The organism is Micromonospora sp. WMMC241 (assembly GCF_027460165.1).
GTDB lineage: Bacteria > Actinomycetota > Actinomycetes > Mycobacteriales > Micromonosporaceae > Micromonospora > Micromonospora humi.
Map to the genome: position 1 here is coordinate 6,366,876 of NZ_JAPZBF010000001.1, position 18,030 is coordinate 6,384,905.

Below are 18,030 nucleotides of genomic sequence, written 5' to 3' on the forward strand. Positions count from 1 at the left end.
AGGCTACGCCTATGACCGACAGGTACGCGAGCTTCGTCCAGACGGGGGCCGGTCGCGCGCTGGTCAAGCGCCTCGGCCTACCCGACCCGCCCCGACTGCGCCGGCACACGCCGGGCGACCCGCTCGTTCCCGGGCCGGTCCTGCTCGGCGCCGCGACCGGCGGCCGGCTGGCCGAGCCGGCCGGCAAGATCCTGACCGCCGCCGGGGTCGAGCTTGTCGACCCGGCCGCCGCGACCGGGGACAGCCGCTTCGCGGCCCTGGTGTACGACGCCAGCGGCGTCACCGACTCCACCGGGCTGCGCCAGCTCTACGACTTCTTCCACCCGCAGGCCCGCTCGCTGCTGCCCAGCGGCCGGGTGATCGTGCTGGGCACGCCGCCCGCCGAGTGCGGGTCGCCCCGGGAGGCGACCGCCCAGCGCGCCCTGGAGGGGCTGACCCGCAGCATCGGCAAGGAGTTCGGCCGGGGTGTCACCGCCCAACTGGTGTACGTCACCCGCGACGGGGACGCCGGCACTCCGGTGAGCCTGGAGTCCACAGTGCGCTTCCTGCTCTCCGGCCGCTCCGCGTACGTCTCGGGCCAGGTGGTCCGGGTCGGTGCCGGCACCGCCGTCGCGCCGGCCGACTGGGACCGGCCGCTGGACGGCCAGGTGGTGCTGGTGACCGGCGCGGCCCGGGGCATCGGCGCGGCGCTGGCGAAGGTGCTCGCCCGCGACGGCGCCCAGGTGGTGGCGCTGGACATTCCGGCGGCCGGGGACGAGCTGGCCGCGGTGGCCAACGCGATCGGCGGCAGCGCGGTGCAGCTCGACCTGACCGCGCCGGACGCGCCGACCCGGTTGGCCGAGCACCTGGCGTCCCGGCACGGTCGGGTCGACGTGGTGGTGCACAACGCCGGCATCACCCGGGACAAGACGCTCGGTCGGATGGACGCCGACCGGTGGGACTCGGTGATCGACGTCAACCTGTCCAGCCAGGAGCGGATCAACGACGTGCTGCTGGAACGGGACCTGATCCCGGCCGGCGGGCGGATCGTCTCGGTCTCCTCGATCGCCGGGATCGCCGGCAACCGGGGGCAGACCAACTACGCGACGAGCAAGGCCGGCGTGATCGGCCTGGTCGACTCGCTCAGCCCGGTGCTGCGCGAGCGCGGGATCAGCCTGAACGCGGTGGCGCCCGGGTTCATCGAGACCCGCCTGACCGCACGCATCCCGTTGACGCTGCGCGAGGCGGGCCGGCGGATGAACAGCATGGCCCAGGGCGGCCTGCCGGTGGACGTGGCCGAGACGATCGGCTGGCTGTCCTCGCCGGCGTCCGGCGCGGTCAGCGGCAACGTGGTCCGGGTCTGCGGCCAGAGCCTGCTGGGGGCGTGATGGCGCGGCGCAAGCAGGGGCCGGAGGAGCCGGCCGAGGAGCTGTCGTTGCACGACCTGATCGAGGGACGCACCCAGGACCTCGCCTCGGCTCGTGCGGCCGCACTGACCCCGCCCCACCCTGTTGATCATGAAGTTGACGGCACTTTCGGAGATCCACAAGGCAGCCAACTTCATGATCGACGCGGTGGGGAGCCGGGCGGGCGGCGGAATGTCGAGCTGGTCCGGATGCCGGCGGCGGGGACGCTCTATCGGCGGGCCATGCTGGGGGCGCTGCCCGGGACGGGGCGGCGACGGGGGCGGGAGCTGCCGGCCGTCGAGCTGGGCGTCTCGGGAGTGACCGTGGAGCCGGCGCACCTGGCCGACTACGACCGGGTCTGCGGGTTCCGGCTGGCCGACCGGCTGCCGGCGACCTACCTGCACGTGCTCGGGTTCCCGCTGTCGCTGCGGCTGATGACCGCCGCCGACTTCCCCATCCCGCTGACCGGCGTGGTGCACGTGGCCAACCGGATCACCGTGCGCCGGCCGGTGCGGGTCGGTGAGAGCGTCGACTTCCGCACCTACGCGGAGAACCTGCGCCCGCACGACCGGGGCCGGCAGCTCGACGTGGTGCTGGTCGGCTCGGTCGACGGCGAGGAGGTGTGGCGGGGCGTGTCGACGTACCTCGGGAAGGAGCGCACGGCCGGCGGCGGCCCGCGGCGCGACCCGGGGGACCGACCGGCGGCGCCGGCGGCCTCGGCCCGGTGGCGGGTGACGCCGCGCGTCGGTACGGACTACGCGCGGGTCTCCGGCGACCACAACCCGATCCACACCTCGAAGCTGGGCGCGCGGCTGTTCGGCTTCCCCCGCCCGATCGCGCACGGGATGTGGAGCAAGGCCCGCTGCCTGGCCGCGCTGGAGAGCCGGCTGCCCGACGCGTACACCGTGGACGTGGCGTTCAAGTTGCCGGTGCCGTTGCCGTCCACGGTGGCCTTCAGCGCCGCGACCTCGGGCGACGGCTGGGATTTCGCGCTGCACGGCGGCCGGGACGGCAGGCCGCATCTGGTGGGCACCGTCCGCTGAGGAAAGAGGGGACTTGGCGTTCCCTCTTTCGTGCGCTAAGTTGTTCTCAGATTGAGTTGTTCTCAAGCTGAGAGAGTGAGCGCCGTGAACGAGCAGGACTTCCTCGCCGGATACGACCCCCGGGACTACCCGGCGGTCGCGGTCACCGTCGACGTGGTGGCCCTGACCATCCGCGACGGCGCGCTGCACCTGCTGCTGATCCGCCGGGGCGCGCCGCCCTACGCGGGGCACTGGGCGCTGCCCGGCGGCTTCGTCCGCCCGGACGAGGACCTGCTCGCCGGCGCCCGACGCGAGCTGGCCGAGGAGACCGGGCTCGGCGGCGAACGGCTCGACCGGGTGCACCTGGAGCAGCTCGGCACCTACGGCGCCCCCGACCGGGACCCGCGCATGCGGGTGGTGTCGATCGCCCACCTGGCGTTCGCCCCCGACCTGCCCGACCCGGTCGCCGACACCGACGCCGATGAGGCGATCTGGCTGCCGGTCACCGCGCTGAGCAGCCCGCAACTCGCCTTCGACCACGGCCGGATCATCGACGACGGGCTGGAGCGGGCCCGCTCCAAGCTGGAGTACACCCCGCTGGCCACCCGGTTCCTCGCCCCCGAGTTCACCGTCACCGAACTGCGCGCGGTCTACGAGACGGTCTGGGGCGAGCCGCTGCACGCCGGCAACTTCCACCGCAAGGTGCTCTCCGTGCCCGGCTTCGTGGAGAGCACCGGCGCCAGCACCGAACGCGGTGGCGCCCGGGGCGGCCCGCGCGCCAAGCTCTACCGCCCCGGCACCGCCCGCCTCCTGCACCCCGCCCTGCTCCGGACCCTCCGATGAGGGCGAAGGAAGGGCCCCCTGTTAACGCCTCAGGTAGAGAAGGTGCCCCTTCTCACCGGCAGGTGAAGGCGCCGCGGCACCCGAGCGACAACGACCTGATGAGGCGCGAGGTGCGCGCACTGCGGCGGATCGCGGAGCGCGGGGACCCGCGTCACCTCGCGTATGTGCCGCGGTTGGTCGACTCCTATCCGGTGCGCGATCCGGCGACCGGCGCGCAACTGCTGGTCAACGTGCTGGAGACCGTACCCGGGCTGCACAGCCTGGAGGACGTGCGCCGCGCGTACCCCGATGGGGTCGACCCGCGCGACGCGGCCTGGATGTGGCGGCGGCTGCTGGTCGCGCTCGGCCTGGCCCACCGCGCCGGTGTGGTGCACGGCGCGGTCCTGCCCCGCAACGTGCTGATCGAACCGGACGCGCACGGCCTGGTGCTCGTCGACTGGTGCTTCTCCGCCGAACCGGGCGGACTGGTGCCGGCGCTGGTCACCGACCTGGCCGACTGGTATCCGCCGGAGGTCACCGCCAAGCGGCCCTGCGGCCCGGGCACCGACATCGCGCTGGCCGCCCGCTGCCTGACCTGGCTGATGGCTGACCGCGCGCCACGCGAACTGCGCGCCTTCGCCGACGGCTGCCGGCAACCCGCGGTGTCCGCCCGGCCCGACGACGCCTGGCGGCTGCTCCGCGAACTCGACGAGGTGCTGGAGCGGCTCTACGGGCCGCGCACCTTCCGACCCTTCACCCTCAACCCCTAGGGAGGCTGCCATGGGCAGCGGAATCTGGTCCACCGACGTGTACGACGCCGCCGACCGCTACCGGCGGAAGACCGGCCGGAGCGCGTTCTCCTACAGCGACAGCGGGGCGCGGACCGTGCACCCGGCGCTCGACCCGCGCGGCGCGACGCGGGAGAGCCGCGACTCCGCCGAACACCCGCAGTCCACCCCGATCGCGGTGCTCTTCGACGTGACCGGCTCGATGGGCCACGTGCCCCGGGTGCTGCAGAGCAAGCTGCCGCAGCTGCTCGGCCTGCTGCAACGCCAGGGGTACGCCCGCGACCCGCAGGTCATGTTCGGCGCGATCGGCGACGCCACCTGCGACCGGGTGCCGTTGCAGATCGGGCAGTTCGAGTCCGACAACCGGATGGACGACGACCTCGGCCGGATCGTGCTGGAAGGCGGCGGGGGTGGGCAGATGATGGAGTCGTACGAGCTGGCGTTGCACTTCATGGCCCGGCACACGGTCACCGACAGCTGGTCGAAGCGGGGTCGGCGCGGCTACCTGTTCGTCATCGGCGACGAGTTGGCGTACCCCCGGTTGAAGGCCCGCGAGGTGACCCGGTGGATCGGCGACGGCCCGGCCGAGGACCAGCCGATCCGGCAGGTCGTGGACGAGGTGACCGCCCGCTGGGACACCTACTACCTGCTCCCCGCCGGCAGCCACTACGCCGGCAACCGCAAGGTGCTCGACTTCTGGCGCGGCCTGCTCGGGCAGAACGCGGTCGAGTTGGACGACCTGGACGCGGTCTGCGAGACCATCGCGCTCACCGTCGGCCTCGGCGAACAGGCCATCGACCTGGACGCCGGCCTGGACGACCTGGCCCGGACCGGCTCGACCGCCACCCGTACCGTCTCCCGGGCGCTCGCCCGGCTCGGCGGCGACCGGCGGGCGGTGGCGGCGCTGCCGTTCGCCCCCACCGACGGCGGGAGCGGGGTCACCCGGCTGTGAACCACGTGATGGTGGTCGACCTCGGCTACGGCGACGCCGGCAAGGGCACCGTCGTCGACGCGCTCTGCGCCACCCGCCCGGTGCACACCGTCGTCCGGTTCAACGGGGGCGCGCAGGCGGCGCACAATGTCGTGCTGCGCGACGGACGGCAGCACACGTTCGCCCAGTTCGGGGCGGGCACGTTCCGCCCCGGCGTGCGGACGCACCTGGCGCGGCACGTGGTGGTGGACCCGCTGGCGCTGGCCGCCGAGGCCGACCACCTCGCGGCGGTCGGGGTGCCCGACGCGCTCGACCGGCTGACCGTGGACGGGGAGGCGCTGCTGGCCACCCCGTACCACCGGGCCGCCAACCGGGCCCGGGAGACCGCCCGGGGAGCCGACCGGCACGGCTCCTGCGGGCTGGGGGTGGGCGAGGCCGTCGCGTACGGCCTCGCCCACCCCGACGAGGCGCCCCGGGTGGCCGACTGCCGCGAGCCGGCGCTGCTGCGCCGCCGGCTGGCCGCGCTGCGCGACCGGCTCACCGCCGAACTCGGCCCGCTGGACGCGCCGCCGGTCGACGACTGCCTGCCGGCGTACGCGGCCTTCGCCGACCGGGTGGCGATCGTCGACCGGAGTTGGCTGGCCGGGGCGCTGCGCGCCGGTACCTGCGTCTTCGAGGGCGCGCAGGGGGTGCTGCTGGACGAGTGGCACGGCTTCCACCCGTACACCACGTGGAGCACCACGACGTTCGCCAACGCGGAGACGCTGCTCGCCGAGGCCGGGATGGCCGGCACCGCCCAGCGGCTCGGTGTGCTGCGGGTGACCACCACCCGGCACGGCCCCGGGCCGCTGGTCACCGAGGACCCGACGCTGCCGTACGCCGACCCGCGCAACCCCACCAATGCCTGGCAGGGCCGGTTCCGGTTCGGGCACTTCGACGCGGTCGCCCACCGGTACGCGCTGGCGGTTGCCGGCGGGGTGGACGGGCTGGCGCTGACCCACCTCGACCTGGCCGGGCGTCGACTGCGCATGTGTCGTCGTTACGTCGGCGGCGTCGACCGGCTCGATCCCGGGCCGGCCGGAGACCTGGAGCGGCAGGCGGCGCTGACCGGGCGGCTGATGCGGGCGCGGCCGGTGTTGGAGGAGGTGCCGGGGGACTGGGTGGCGGCGGTCGAGGAGGCGCTGGGCGCGCGCGTGCTGCTCACCTCGCGCGGTGCTACTGCTGAGGAGAAGGAGGGGCCCCTTGTTAACGCCTTTTGTCGAGGAAGGGCCCCCGCTTAACACCCCAGCGTCGAGCATGGGTGCATGGGGGACGTGCTCGACCTGCTGCACCAGACGGTGACCTCACCGTGGGTGTACCTGGTGATCATCGCGGTCACCGCCGTCGACGCGTTCTTCCCGGCGGTGCCGGGCGAGACGGTGGTGATCACCGCCGGGGTCTTCGCGGCGAGCGGCGAACCGAACCTGGTGGCCGTGATCGTGACCGCCGCGCTCGGCGCGCTGATCGGCGACCACGTCTCGTACGCCATCGGGCGTGGCGGCGGCGCGCACCGGCTGGCCCGGCTGCCCGCCGACAGCCGGCGGCGGGCGAGTTCCGACTGGGCGCGCCGGGCGGTCGACCGGCGGGGCGGGATGATCCTGACCACCGCCCGCTACGTCCCCGGCGGCCGCACCGCGGTCACGCTCACCATGGGGGCGGTCCGCTACCCGCCGCGCTCGTTCCTGGTCTACGACGCGCTGGCCTGCGGCACCTGGGGGATCTACTGCGGGTTGCTCGGCTACTTCGGCGGCCTGGCCTTCGAACACAACCCGGTCACCGGCCTGCTCGCCGGCGTCGGCATCTCGCTGGCGGTCACCGGGCTGTTCGAGGCCGCCCGCTGGGCCCGGCGGCGGGCGCGATCCCGGGCCGCCACGCGGCGGGGGTGTTAATAGGGGGCCCCTCCTCTACCGAAGGCGTTAACAGGGGGCCCCTCCTTACACCGCACCCGGGCGCCAGGTGACGCCGCGCAGGAGCTGGTCGGCACCGAGCCACGCGACGTTCATCATCCGGGTGGCGGTCTTCTCCGCGTCCGCCTCGGGGTGGTCGGCCAGCCAGTCGGCGAGCGACTCGGTGGCGCCGACCAGCGCGTACGACACCACCTCCAGGTCGGTGGCACCGACCTCACGCCCGGAGGCGCGTAGCGCGTGGTCGAGCATCCCGGCGACCACCTCGACCAGCCGGCCGCGCATGGTGGCCAGTTCGGCGGCGAACGGCTGGGATCCGCGCGCCTGCCGGTAGAGAACCGCCCAGCCGTCCCGGTGCGCGCCGACGAAGCCGAAGAACGCGCGCAGCCCGCGCCAGAGCCGCTCGTCGGCGGGCAGTTCGGGGGCGGCGGCCCCGGCGATGGCCTCCATCATCCGGGTGCCCTCGCGGTGCAGGCAGGCGACGAAGAGTTCTTCCTTGGTGCCGAGGTAGGCGTAGACCATCGGCTTGGAGATGCCGGCGTCGTCGGCGATCTCGTCCATGCTGGCCGCGTGGAAGCCGCGCCGGGAGAAGACCTTGACCGCCGCGTCGAGCATCTGCTGCTCGCGTACGGCCCGGGGCAGACGCTTGAAGGTCGGTGGGCTGGACACCCTTGCGAGCATACCTACTCGTGCGTAGGGTTACGCCAGAGTAACCAAGTCGAGAGGTGCATCCCCCATGACTGACTTCGACCCGGCCAACTTCGCCAACGTCGGCCCGAAGGAGTTCGCGCAGCTGGTCAAGTCCACGCCGGACGACAAGATCGCCGAGATCATGTCCGGCGAGGCGCGCGGCAAGATCCTCAGCGAGGTCTTCAACCGGATGCCCACGCTGTTCCGCGCCGACCGCGCCGGCTCCACCAACGCGGTCATCCACTGGAACATCACCGGCCGTCCGGACGGCGGCACCGACACCTACGAGATCGTCGTCGAGAACGGCACCTGCACCGTCTCGGAGACCCCGACCCGGGACCCGAAGCTCAGCCTCACCATGGGCCCGGTCGAGTTCCTGAAGATCGTCTCCGGCGGCGCCAACCCGGTGATGATGTTCATGACCGGCAAGCTGAAGGCCAAGGGCGACCTGGGCCTGGCCGCCAACATCGCCAACCTGTTCGACATCCCCAAGGCCTGACCATGGCCGAGTTCTCGCTCGACCTGAACGAGGAGCAGCGGGACCTTCGCGACTGGGTGCACGGCTTCGCGGCCGAAGTCGTGCGCCCGGCCGCGGCCGAGTGGGACGCCCGGGAGGAGACTCCCTGGCCGGTCATCCAGGAGGCGGCCAAGGTCGGCCTGTACGGGTTCGAGTTCCTCGCCACCTGCTGGGCCGACCCCACCGGCCTCTCGCTGCCGATCGCCAGCGAGGAACTCTTCTGGGGTGACGCCGGCATCGGCCTGAGCATCTTCGGCACCGCCCTCGCGGTCGCCGGGATCTACGGCGCCGGCACCCCCGACCAGCTCGTCGAGTGGGTGCCGCAGTGCTTCGGCGACGTCGACAAGCCAGCCGTCGCCGCGTTCTGCACCAGCGAGCCGGAGGCCGGCTCCGACGTCGGGTCGATGCGGACCCGCGCCGTCTACGACCAGGCCACCGACGAGTGGGTGCTCAACGGCCAGAAGGCGTACGCCACCAACGGTGGCATCGCCGGGGTGCACGTGGTCACCGCCTCGATCGAGCCGGAGCTGGGCTCACGCGGACAGGCCGCGTTCGTCGTACCGCCGGGCACGCCCGGCCTCAACGCCACTCGCAAGCTGCGCAAGCTCGGGCTGCGCGCCTCGCACACCGCCGACGTCTTCCTCGACGACGTCCGGGTGCCGGGCCGCTGCCTGCTCGGGGGCAAGGACGCCCTCGACGAACGGCTCGCCCGGGCGCGCGCCGGCCAGCGCGCCTCCGGCCAGGCGGCGATGCGCACGTTCGAGCTGTCCCGCCCGACCGTCGGCGCGCAGGCGCTCGGCGTGGCCCGCGCGGCCTACGAGTACGCGCTCGACTACGCCAAGAGCCGGGTGCAGTTCGGGCGGCCGATCATCGCCAACCAGGCGGTCGCGTTCGCGCTCGCCGACATGAAGATGGAGATCGACGCCGCCCGGCTGCTGGTCTGGCGGGCCTCCTGGATGGGCCGCAACAACCGGCCGTTCACCGCCGGTGAGGGCTCGATGTCCAAGCTCAAGGCCGGCGAGGTGGCCGTCTCGGTGACCGACCGGGCGGTCCAGCTCCTCGGCGGGGCCGGGTTCCTGCGCGACCACCCGGTCGAGCGGTGGTACCGGGACGCCAAGATCTACACCATCTTCGAGGGCACCTCCGAGATCCAGCGGCTGGTCATCTCCCGGGCCATCTCCGGGATGCAGATCCGCTGATCGCCGCCGGACCCCGACCCGCGACGGACCGCGCCGTGCCGGGCGCATCGTCGCGGGTCGGGCCCCTCCGGCCCGTCCGGCCGCATCGGCCGGACGGGCCGGAGGCATGATCGGGAGACCACGAACGCGAAGGAGGTTGCGCCTTGGACCTGCCGTTCATCGTCGCCACGCTGACCCGACGCGGTCTGCTCACCCCGGGCCGCCCGATCCGGGTCGCCTCGCAGCTCAACGCGCTGCGCCGGTGGGGCTGGAGCCTCGCCGGGGAACTGCGCCAGGCCGCCGCCCGGGATCCGGGCCGCGTCGCCGTCGTGGACGAGCACGGCGCCACGTTCACCTACCAGCAACTGCTGGACCGGTCCGAGCGGCTGGCCCGCTCCCTGCGCGCCGGCCTCGGCGTGCAGGCCGGCGACCGGGTCGGGCTGCTCTGCCGCAACCACCACGGCCTGATCGAGGCGATCGTCGCGTCGATGCTGCTCGGCGCGGACGCCGTCCTCGTCAACACCGGTCTCTCCGCCGCGCAGCTGGTCACCGTCGCCGAGGAACAGGGGCTACGGGCGCTGGTGCACGACGCCGAGTTCGCCGACCGGGTCCTCGGCCTCCCGGCCGAGCTGCACCGCGTCGACGAGCGGCGGCAGGAGGAGCTGATCGCCGGCGCCGTGCCGGGCGACAAGCTCCAACCGCCGGAGCGCGACGGCCGGACCATCGTGCTGACCTCCGGCACCACCGGCACCCCCAAGGGCGCCCGCCGCCCCACCCCGCACGGCTTCGGTCCGCTGGTGTCCATCATCGACCGGATCCCGCTGCACGTGCACGACGTCGTGATGATCGCCGCGCCCGTCTTCCACACCTGGGGGTACGCCGCCCTCCAGGTCTCGTTCGCGCTGCGCGCCACGGTGGTGCTGCACCGCCGCTTCGACCCGGCCGCCACCGTGGCCGCGCTGGCCGAGCAGCCCTGCGACGCGCTCTTCGCCGTACCGGTGATGCTGCAACGGCTCATGGAGGTCGCGCCGCCGCAGCCCCGGCCGCCGCTCAAGGTCGCCGCGGTCAGCGGCTCCGCCCTGCCGGGCAACCTGGCCACGGCGTTCATGGACCGTTACGGCGACGTGCTCTACAACCTCTACGGCTCGACGGAGGTCTCCTGGGCGTCCATCGCCGGCCCGGCCGAGCTGCGCGCCGCGCCCACCACGGCCGGCCGGCCACCGCACGGCACCCGGCTGGAGATCGTGGACGAGGCCGGCCAGCCGGTCCGCACCGGCCAGGTCGGGCGGATCTTCGTCGGCAACGAGATGCTCTTCGAGGGCTACACCTCGGGCGCCGGCCGGGAGAGCCGCGACGGCCTGCTGGACACCGGCGACCTCGGCCGGCTGAACGCCGACGGCCTGCTCTTCGTCGACGGACGCGCCGACGACATGATCGTCTCGGGTGGGGAGAACGTCTTCCCCTCCGAGGTGGAGGATCTGATCGCCCGGCTGCCGCAGGTCCGTGAGGTGGCGGTGATCGGCGTGCCGGACCCGGAGTACGGGCAGCGGCTGGCCGCGTTCCTGGCGCTGCGCCCCGGCGAGACGCTCGACCCGGAGGCGGTCCGCGAGTACGTCCGGCGCTACCTGGCCCGCTTCTCGGTGCCCCGGGACGTGGTCCTCGTCAAGTACCTGCCCCGCAACGCCACCGGCAAGGTGCTCGGCCGGGAGCTGCGCCGCTACTTCGGCTGACCGCCGGCGACGGTCAGCCGGGGATGGTGACCCGACCGTCGACCGCCGCCGCCGCGATGTCGGTGCGGTGGTGGGCGCCGGCCAGCTCGATGCCGCGTACCAGCTGGTAGGCGGCGTCGCGCGCGGCGGCCAGGTCCGCGCCGGTCGCCGTACCGCAGAGGACCCGGCCGCCCGCGGAGCGCAACGTGCCATCGGCGTCCCGGCGGGTGCCGGCGTGGATGATCCCGGCGCGGTCCGCGCCGGTGATCACATCACCGGTACGCGGACCCTGCGGATAACCCTCGGCCGCGACCACGACGGTGACCGCCGCGCCGTCGCGCCAGCGCAGCGGCGGGTGCGCGCCCAGCGAGCCGGTGGCGGCGGCGTGCAACAGCCCGCCCAGCGGCGTCTCCAGCAGCGCCAGCACCACCTGGGTCTCCGGGTCGCCGAAGCGCGCGTTGAACTCGATCACCCGCGGGCCGGCCGGGGTCATCGCCAGGCCCACGTAGAGCAGGCCGACGAACGGGGTGCCCCGGCGACGCAGCTCGGCAAGCGTCGGGTGCACCACGTCGCGCATCACGTCGTCGACCAGGGTCGGTGGCGCCCACGGCAGCGGCGAGTAGGCCCCCATGCCGCCGGTGTTCGGCCCGGCGTCGCCGTCGCCGACCCGCTTGAAGTCCTGCGCGGGCAGCAGCGGCAGGGCCGCCTCACCGTCGGTGACCACGAAGAGCGAGACCTCGGGTCCGGACAGGTACTCCTCGATCACCACCCGGCCGCACTCGGCCGCGTGCCGCTCGGCGGCTGCCCGGTCGTCGGTGACCACCACGCCCTTGCCGGCGGCGAGCCCGTCGTCCTTCACCACGTAGGGCGCGCCGAACTCGTCGAGCGCCCGCGCCACGGCCGCCGCGTCGGTGCAGGTGTACGCGCGCGCAGTCGGCACGCCGGCGGCGGTCATCACGTCCTTCGCAAACGTCTTCGAGCCCTCCAGCCGGGCCGCCTCCGCACCGGGGCCGAAGACCGCGATGCCCTTGGCGCGTACCGCGTCGGCGACGCCCGCGACCAGCGGCGCCTCGGGGCCGACGATCACCAGGTCCGCCGCGACCTCGACGGCGAGCGCGGCCACCGCGGCCGGATCGGTCGCGGTCACCTCCCGCAGCGAGGCCACCTCGGCGATCCCCGGGTTGCCCGGAGCCGCGACCAGCGCCTCCACCGACGGATCGGCGACCAGTCCGAGCGCGAGAGCATGCTCCCGCCCGCCACCACCCACAAGAAGAACCCGCACGACCGAGCATCCTACCGACCCCACGCCCCCGCAGCGGATCAAGGAGCCGAGCGACCGGATGGTGGTCGCCCGTTGGCGACGGCCTGCCGCACGACCCACGGGATGTAGTCGGGGCGGATCGTGTCCGCCCAGGTGAAGCGGAGCACCTTCCAACCGGCGTTCACCAGTCGGTTCTGACGACGCCGGTCGGCCAGGAGCGCGGCCGGTCCGCTGTGCGCCTGCCGCCCGTCCGCCTCGGCGATGACCCGGGCAGCGCGCCAGCCGAGGTCTCCGATTCCCAACAGGTACCCGTCGGAGTCGCGCACCTCGACCTGCAGGGCATCGGGGGGAACGCCACCGTCGACGCAGCGCAGGCGGGTACGCGTTTCCAACGGCGACTGGGCCAGGCCGTTCGCCTCGGCGAGGAACCGCCGCGCGGCCACGGCTCCACGTCGCCCCCGGAGCAGAATCGGAAGCCGTTCCAGGTCGCTCGACGAGAGCAGCCGCCGGTTGAGTGCCGAGTCCAGCAGCGAGACCGACGTGAAGCGCTCCTCGCGCAGCACCAGATCGGCGATCGTACGCAGCGGGCTCGTCGTCATGACCCCGGCCACCCGCCGGAGCTGCCCGGACGGGATGACGAACTGGTGCACCACCACATCGGGATGGGATCTTCTGGCCGGCCGGGCCCGAGGGCCCGGCACCGACAGGTGGACCGGTCCTCCACTCGGGAGCCCGCTGATCAGTTGCAACTCCGCAGCGGTGCCGAGCACGGCAACCGCGCCCGGCCCGAAGGATGCGAGCGCGGCACGGATCCGAGCCCGTCGCGGCACGACCTCGTACGCATCCGCGTCGACCAGGTAGCCGCTTCGCGCCAGGACCCGCCAGCGTCCGGCCCGACACAGCCGCTGGACCTCGTGCACGTTGAGGCCGGCAGCCCGCGCCTGCGCGAGGGTGACCATCCCGTCCTGTCCGGCCGCCACCCGCCGCACTCTCTCCGACACATCCACGTACCCACAGTCGCCGCCCCGCCCACCCCAAACCACCCCTGTGGACAACCCTGTGGACAGCCCGCTGCCCCCTCCCCCGCCGACCTCCCCGGTGATCATGAAGTTGTTGTCACCTGAATCGGCGTGTCAGGGCAATAACTTCATGATCAACCCAGGAGGGCCGGGGGGCCCGGGGGGGGTGGGGGTTAGGGGAGGAGGGGGTGGCGGAGGACGTTTTCGTCTCGGCCTGGGCCTACTCCGACCACGCTCACTCGGGTGTTGGTGAGCTCCTCGATCCTTGCGATGTAGCGTCTCGCGTTCTCGGGGAGTTCCTGCTCGGTCCTCGCCTTGGTGATGTCCTCCCACCAGCCGTCCAGCTCTTCGTAGATCGGCGTGGCGTGGTGGAAGTCGGTCTGCGTCATCGGCATGTCGTCGAAACGCTCACCGTTGATCTCGTAACCGACGCAGATCGGCACCTTGGGCAGGCCGGTCAACACGTCCAGCTTCGTGACGACCAGGTCGGTCACACCGTTCAGGCGACACGCGTAGCGGGCCACGACGGCGTCGAACCAGCCGGCGCGGCGCTCCCGGCCGGTGGTGGTGCCGTACTCGTGGCCGATCTTGACCAGGTGGCGGCCGTTGTCGTCGAACAGCTCGGTGGGGAACGGGCCCGCGCCCACGCGGGTGGTGTACGCCTTGCTCACCGCGATGACCTTGGTGATCGCGGTCGGTGGGATGCCCGCGCCCACGCACGCGCCACCGGCCGTCGGGTTCGACGAGGTGACGAACGGATAGGTGCCGTGGTCCATGTCGAGCATGGTGGCCTGGGCGCCCTCCAGCAGCACGGTCTCACCGCGGTCCAGCGCGTCCCAGAGCATCACCCGGGTCTCCGCGATGTACGGCCGCAGCCGCTCGGCGTACTGGAGGTATTCCTCGACGGTCTCGTCGACGTCGATCGCCTTGCGGTTGTAGATCTTGAACAGCAGCTGGTTCTTCTCGCGCAGCGCCAGTTCCAGCTTCTTGCGCAGGATGCCCGGGTCGAGCAGGTCCTGCAGCCGGATGCCCATCCGGGCGACCTTGTCGCCGTAGGCGGGGCCGATGCCCCGCCCGGTGGTGCCGATCCGGGAGCTGCCCAGGTAGCGCTCGACCACCCGGTCGATCCCCCGGTGGTGCGGCATGATCAGGTGCGCGTCGCCGGAGATGCGCAGCCGGGAGACGTCCACGCCCCGCTCGGCGAGACCGTCGATCTCCTGCAGCAGCACCTTCGGGTCGACCACCACGCCGTTGCCGATGACGATCATCGCGCTCGGGGAGAGCGCGCCGGACGGCATCAGGTGCAACGCGTACTTCTGGCCGTCCGGGGTGATCACCGTGTGACCGGCGTTGTTGCCGCCGGAGTAGCGCACGACGTAGTCGACCCGCTCACCCAGCAGGTCGGTAACCTTGCCCTTGCCCTCGTCGCCCCATTGGGCGCCGAGGAGCACGATCGCTGGCATCTTCTCCGCCTCCAGAAGGCTCGGGTGCCAGGTGGCGACCGGTCGGCGAGCCCGGGGTGTCAGGCTAACAAGTAGTGACGGCGGGACCGGCAGGGGTTCGTCGAGAAGCAGGAGGCTCCTTCGTGTACGACGTGGTGCTGCTCACCCTCGGCTCGGGGCGGGACGCTCCCGGTGGGGCCTGCGGCAGTGGCGGAGCCTGCTGCGGTGGCGCGGACGACACCGCCGCCGCGCCCGACGCCGAACGCTGCGAGACGCCGCGCGTACCGGTGCTGGCCTGCGCGGACGCACTGACCGCCCGGGGCGCCCGGGTGACCACGGTGACCGCCCGGTCGGACGCGGAGATCGACGAGGTGCTGGCCCGCCTGGACGGGCCGCCCCGCGCCGACGGTCTCGCCTGGCCGGACTCCGACGGCAAGACCCGGCTGGTCGTCGCCACGGCCAGTGACGGCCAGTTGCGCGCCGTGCTGCGCCGGCTGGTCCGGCGGTACGCTCCGCCGCCCAGCCGCCGCCCGGCCGACCTGGCCGAGGACCGGACGCTGCCCGACCTGCCGCCGGTCGGCGTACTCCCGTTGGATCCGGCCCGGACTCCGACGGCGCGGGACCTCGCCGCGCAGCTCGGGCTGCCGCGTGACCCGGCGGCGGTGGCCGCTGCGGTGCTGGACGGTACGCCCCGCCGACTCGACCTGCTGCGCAACGACGGCGGCTCGGTGACGCTGGACGGCGCGTTGCTCGGCGCGGCGGACGACGCCGGCCGGCCGCTGCACTGGCGGGCCCGGGTCGAGGTCGACGGCACGGTGCTCAGCGACGGCAGCGAGCCGATCAGCGCCTGCGCGATCGGCAACGCCGGCGGGTACGCGCACCTCGGCGAGGTGGCCCTGCTGGCCGACCCGGATCCGGCCGACGGCCGACTGGCGGTGGGCGTGGCCGTGCCCGTGGTCACCCGATCCGCGTTGGGCCGGAAGAGGGTCCGGCTCGAGGTGCGCCGGGCCCGGGGCCGGGCGGTGGCGGTGGTGCCCCGCGACGAGAAGGTGCCGTTCCTCGACGACGGTGTCGAGGGTGAGCTGAGCCGGAAGCGGTCCTGGTGGACCGAGCCGGGAGCCTGGGCGGTCTGGACGGGCTGACCTCGATCGATCCGCACCCGGCTCGCCCGGCTGGCCGGACCGCCTATCCTCGGCGGGAGGGATGGGGAGGAACCGCGTGGTGCATGAGAACGACGACCGAACCCCCGTGCCGGGCCGATCGCAGGTGCCGGAGCGGGACGTCGAGCCGCTCTGGCCGCCCGAGGAGATCGACGGGGTGGTGGCCGCGCCGCCGTGGGCGGCTCCGGCCCAGCCGGCCGCACCGCCCTGGCCTCTCCCGCCCGCCGACGCCCCCGTGCCGGCGCCGCAGCTCACCCCGGCTCCGTCGCCGCAGGCCAGCCCGGTGCCGCCACAGGCCAGCCCGGCACCGCCGCACGCCGGCGCCCGACCGTCGCAGTTCGGGCCGGCACCCGGGCCGGCGGCGTCCGGCAGCGTCCCGGTGGCGACCACGCCGGGTCCGGGGGCCACGAACGACCCACCCGCCGCCCACGAGGGCGGTCCCATCACCTCGGCACCGGCGGCCGGCGGCGGTGACGCCCCGGCCAACGGGCGGGCCGCATCGCCGTGGGCGCAGCCGCCGCAGCGCACCACTCCTGATGCCGCCGGCTCGGCGGGTCCCGTCCCGGCGCCCGCCCTCGGCGCGCCGGTTCATCCCCACGCGCCGGGCCAGCCGGCCGTCGGCGGCCCTGTCGGGCTCGGCGCCGGACCGTCCGCCGGCCCCGCCCCCGTCGGGCCGACACCGGCCGACGCGCCGACACCGGCCGTCGCTCCGACACCGCTCGACGCCCCGACGCCGGTCCAGGGCCTGACCACGGTCGACGGCCCGACGTCCATCGGCACGGCGCGGGTCGCCGGCCCGCATCAGCCGGCGGGGCCGGACGGGCCCGCCGAGGACGCGCCGCCCCGACTCGGTCCGTTCCCGCCGTCGCCGGGGGTGCCGATGCAGCAGCCGCCGCCGTACGGCAACGGAACCGCCTACCCGCCGGTCCCCTACCCGCAGCAACCCGGCCAGACCGGCCAGCCGGGCTGGTACCCACCCGGGTGGCCCCCGCAGACCGAGGCGCCCCAGGCGGGCGGGCCGGCGCAGCAGCCCGCGCCGATCCCGCACGCCGGGCCGGCGCAGCAGGCTGGGCCGATCCCGCACGCCGGGCCCGGGCAGGAGAGCGCGCCGCCCCAGCCCGGCGGGCCGGCGCAGCCCTCGCAGGCGTCCGGCCCGCAGGCGCCGCCGCACCCCCTGCCGCCCGGGGTGTACCCGGAGCCGGGGTGGACGCCCCAGCAGGCGGTGCCCCCGACCGCCGAGGACTTCGCCCGCCGGCGGCAGGCCCGCCCGGTCGACCCGGTGGCCACCATGGGCGTCCGCGCGGTGGTCAACCGGACAGGGCTGGTCCGGCTCGCGCCCGGCCGCCACGAGCAGGAGCTGAAGCGCGACATCGAGATGGTCCGCCGCAACTTCGGCGGACTGCGCCAGGTGACAGTGGTCAACCCCAAGGGCGGGGCCGGCAAGACGGTGGCCATCCTGCTGCTCGCCATGACGTTCGGTCAGAAGCGCGGCGGGTACGTGCTGGCCTGGGACAACAACGAGACGCAGGGCACCCTCGGGATGCGCGCCCAGCAGGACTTCCACGCCCGCACGGTGCGCGACATGCTGCGCGATCTGGGCCAGTTCCAGGGTGCCCACGGTCGGGTCGGCGACCTGTCGCAGTACGTCCGCTCGCAGGGCGAGGGCATGTTCGACGTGCTCGCCTCGGACGAGTCGGCGACCGGCGGCGAGATGCTGACCGCCGCCGCGTTCGCGGAGATCCGCGAGGTGGTCAGCCGCTTCTACAAGCTGATCTTCGTGGACACCGGGAACAACGTCCGGGCGCAGAACTGGCAGGCCGCCATGGACGCGACGGACCAGCTCGTGGTCACCATGTCGGCGCGGAACGACTCGGCCGAGACCGCCGCCCGGATGCTCGACCACCTGGAGCAGAGCGGCCGGCAGCGGCTGGTCCGGCAGGCGGTCACCGTGGTCTCGATGCCGCCGTCCCGCAAGGAGATCGACCTGCCGGCCATCCAGGCCCACTTCGCCGCCCGCACCCGGGCGGTGCTGCTGGCGCCGTACGAGCGGCTCATCGACACCGGCGAGCCGCTGCGCTACGGCCAGCTCTCCACCGCCACCCGCGACGCCTGGTTGAAGATCGCCGCGTCGGTGGCGGAAGGGCTGTAGGAGACGGCACGACG

The 18,030-nt window shown here is 73.9% G+C and carries 16 protein-coding genes; 12 read left to right on the top strand and 4 right to left on the bottom strand.

The window, feature by feature from the left end:
* Positions 1 to 11: 11 nt before the first annotated feature.
* The 7 genes from O7598_RS29020 to O7598_RS29050 all read left to right on the top strand — a co-directional run bounded on the left by O7598_RS29020 (position 12) and on the right by O7598_RS29050 (position 6,876).
* Positions 12 to 1,367, top strand: a complete 1,356-nt coding sequence (locus tag O7598_RS29020) for a 3-oxoacyl-ACP reductase (RefSeq protein WP_269694367.1) — start codon at positions 12 to 14, stop codon at positions 1,365 to 1,367.
* A 227-nt stretch (positions 1,368 to 1,594) separates the two neighbouring features.
* Complete coding sequence (locus O7598_RS29025; protein ID WP_269694368.1) at positions 1,595 to 2,428, top strand: MaoC/PaaZ C-terminal domain-containing protein; 834 nt, start codon at positions 1,595 to 1,597, stop codon at positions 2,426 to 2,428.
* A gap of 84 nt (positions 2,429 to 2,512) precedes the next feature.
* Positions 2,513 to 3,250, top strand: coding sequence for an NUDIX hydrolase (locus O7598_RS29030; protein WP_269695021.1), 738 nt, complete (start codon positions 2,513 to 2,515; stop codon positions 3,248 to 3,250).
* Between the two features lie 110 nt (positions 3,251 to 3,360).
* Positions 3,361 to 3,999, top strand: coding sequence for a serine/threonine protein kinase (locus O7598_RS29035; protein ID WP_269694369.1), 639 nt, complete (start codon positions 3,361 to 3,363; stop codon positions 3,997 to 3,999).
* 10 nt (positions 4,000 to 4,009) lie between these two features.
* The gene (locus tag O7598_RS29040; RefSeq protein ID WP_269694370.1) at positions 4,010 to 4,969 is read left to right on the top strand and encodes a hypothetical protein; all 960 of its coding nucleotides are present in this window, start codon (positions 4,010 to 4,012) and stop codon (positions 4,967 to 4,969) included.
* Positions 4,966 to 6,228 carry an adenylosuccinate synthetase gene (locus O7598_RS29045; RefSeq protein WP_269694371.1) on the top strand — a complete coding sequence of 421 codons (1,263 nt, stop codon included), beginning with the start codon at positions 4,966 to 4,968 and terminating at the stop codon, positions 6,226 to 6,228. The genes O7598_RS29040 and O7598_RS29045 overlap by 4 nt, the downstream gene beginning before the upstream one ends.
* A gap of 24 nt (positions 6,229 to 6,252) precedes the next feature.
* Complete coding sequence (locus O7598_RS29050; RefSeq protein WP_269694372.1) at positions 6,253 to 6,876, top strand: DedA family protein; 624 nt, start codon at positions 6,253 to 6,255, stop codon at positions 6,874 to 6,876.
* A gap of 45 nt (positions 6,877 to 6,921) precedes the next feature.
* Here O7598_RS29050 and O7598_RS29055 read toward each other — a convergent pair whose 3' ends face one another.
* Positions 6,922 to 7,560, bottom strand: coding sequence for a TetR/AcrR family transcriptional regulator (locus tag O7598_RS29055; protein WP_269694373.1), 639 nt, complete (start codon positions 7,558 to 7,560; stop codon positions 6,922 to 6,924).
* A gap of 67 nt (positions 7,561 to 7,627) precedes the next feature.
* Here O7598_RS29055 and O7598_RS29060 point away from each other — a divergent pair, with 67 nt between their 5' ends.
* The 3 genes from O7598_RS29060 (at position 7,628) to O7598_RS29070 (ending at position 11,006) form a co-directional block, all read left to right on the top strand.
* On the top strand, positions 7,628 to 8,080 hold the full coding sequence (locus tag O7598_RS29060; protein ID WP_269694374.1) for an SCP2 sterol-binding domain-containing protein: 453 nt from the start codon (positions 7,628 to 7,630) through the stop codon (positions 8,078 to 8,080).
* A gap of 2 nt (positions 8,081 to 8,082) precedes the next feature.
* The gene (locus tag O7598_RS29065; RefSeq protein ID WP_269694375.1) at positions 8,083 to 9,297 is read left to right on the top strand and encodes an acyl-CoA dehydrogenase family protein; all 1,215 of its coding nucleotides are present in this window, start codon (positions 8,083 to 8,085) and stop codon (positions 9,295 to 9,297) included.
* A 143-nt stretch (positions 9,298 to 9,440) separates the two neighbouring features.
* The gene (locus O7598_RS29070) at positions 9,441 to 11,006 is read left to right on the top strand and encodes an AMP-binding protein (RefSeq protein ID WP_269694376.1); all 1,566 of its coding nucleotides are present in this window, start codon (positions 9,441 to 9,443) and stop codon (positions 11,004 to 11,006) included.
* 13 nt (positions 11,007 to 11,019) lie between these two features.
* On the opposite strand, the gene purD is transcribed toward O7598_RS29070, so the two are convergent.
* The 3 genes from purD to O7598_RS29085 all read right to left on the bottom strand — a co-directional run bounded on the left by purD (position 11,020) and on the right by O7598_RS29085 (position 14,728).
* On the bottom strand, positions 11,020 to 12,267 hold the full coding sequence (gene purD, locus O7598_RS29075) for a phosphoribosylamine--glycine ligase (protein WP_269694377.1): 1,248 nt from the start codon (positions 12,265 to 12,267) through the stop codon (positions 11,020 to 11,022).
* Positions 12,268 to 12,305: 38 nt separating this feature from the next.
* Complete coding sequence (locus tag O7598_RS29080; RefSeq protein WP_269694378.1) at positions 12,306 to 13,352, bottom strand: type IV toxin-antitoxin system AbiEi family antitoxin domain-containing protein; 1,047 nt, start codon at positions 13,350 to 13,352, stop codon at positions 12,306 to 12,308.
* Between the two features lie 86 nt (positions 13,353 to 13,438).
* On the bottom strand, positions 13,439 to 14,728 hold the full coding sequence (locus tag O7598_RS29085) for an adenylosuccinate synthase (protein WP_269694379.1): 1,290 nt from the start codon (positions 14,726 to 14,728) through the stop codon (positions 13,439 to 13,441).
* 122 nt (positions 14,729 to 14,850) lie between these two features.
* Here O7598_RS29085 and O7598_RS29090 point away from each other — a divergent pair, with 122 nt between their 5' ends.
* Both O7598_RS29090 and O7598_RS29095 read left to right on the top strand, forming a co-directional pair.
* Complete coding sequence (locus O7598_RS29090; RefSeq protein ID WP_269694380.1) at positions 14,851 to 15,849, top strand: hypothetical protein; 999 nt, start codon at positions 14,851 to 14,853, stop codon at positions 15,847 to 15,849.
* 79 nt (positions 15,850 to 15,928) lie between these two features.
* Positions 15,929 to 18,016, top strand: a complete 2,088-nt coding sequence (locus O7598_RS29095) for a chromosome partitioning protein (protein WP_442929903.1) — start codon at positions 15,929 to 15,931, stop codon at positions 18,014 to 18,016.
* The last annotated feature ends 14 nt before the right edge of the window (positions 18,017 to 18,030 follow it).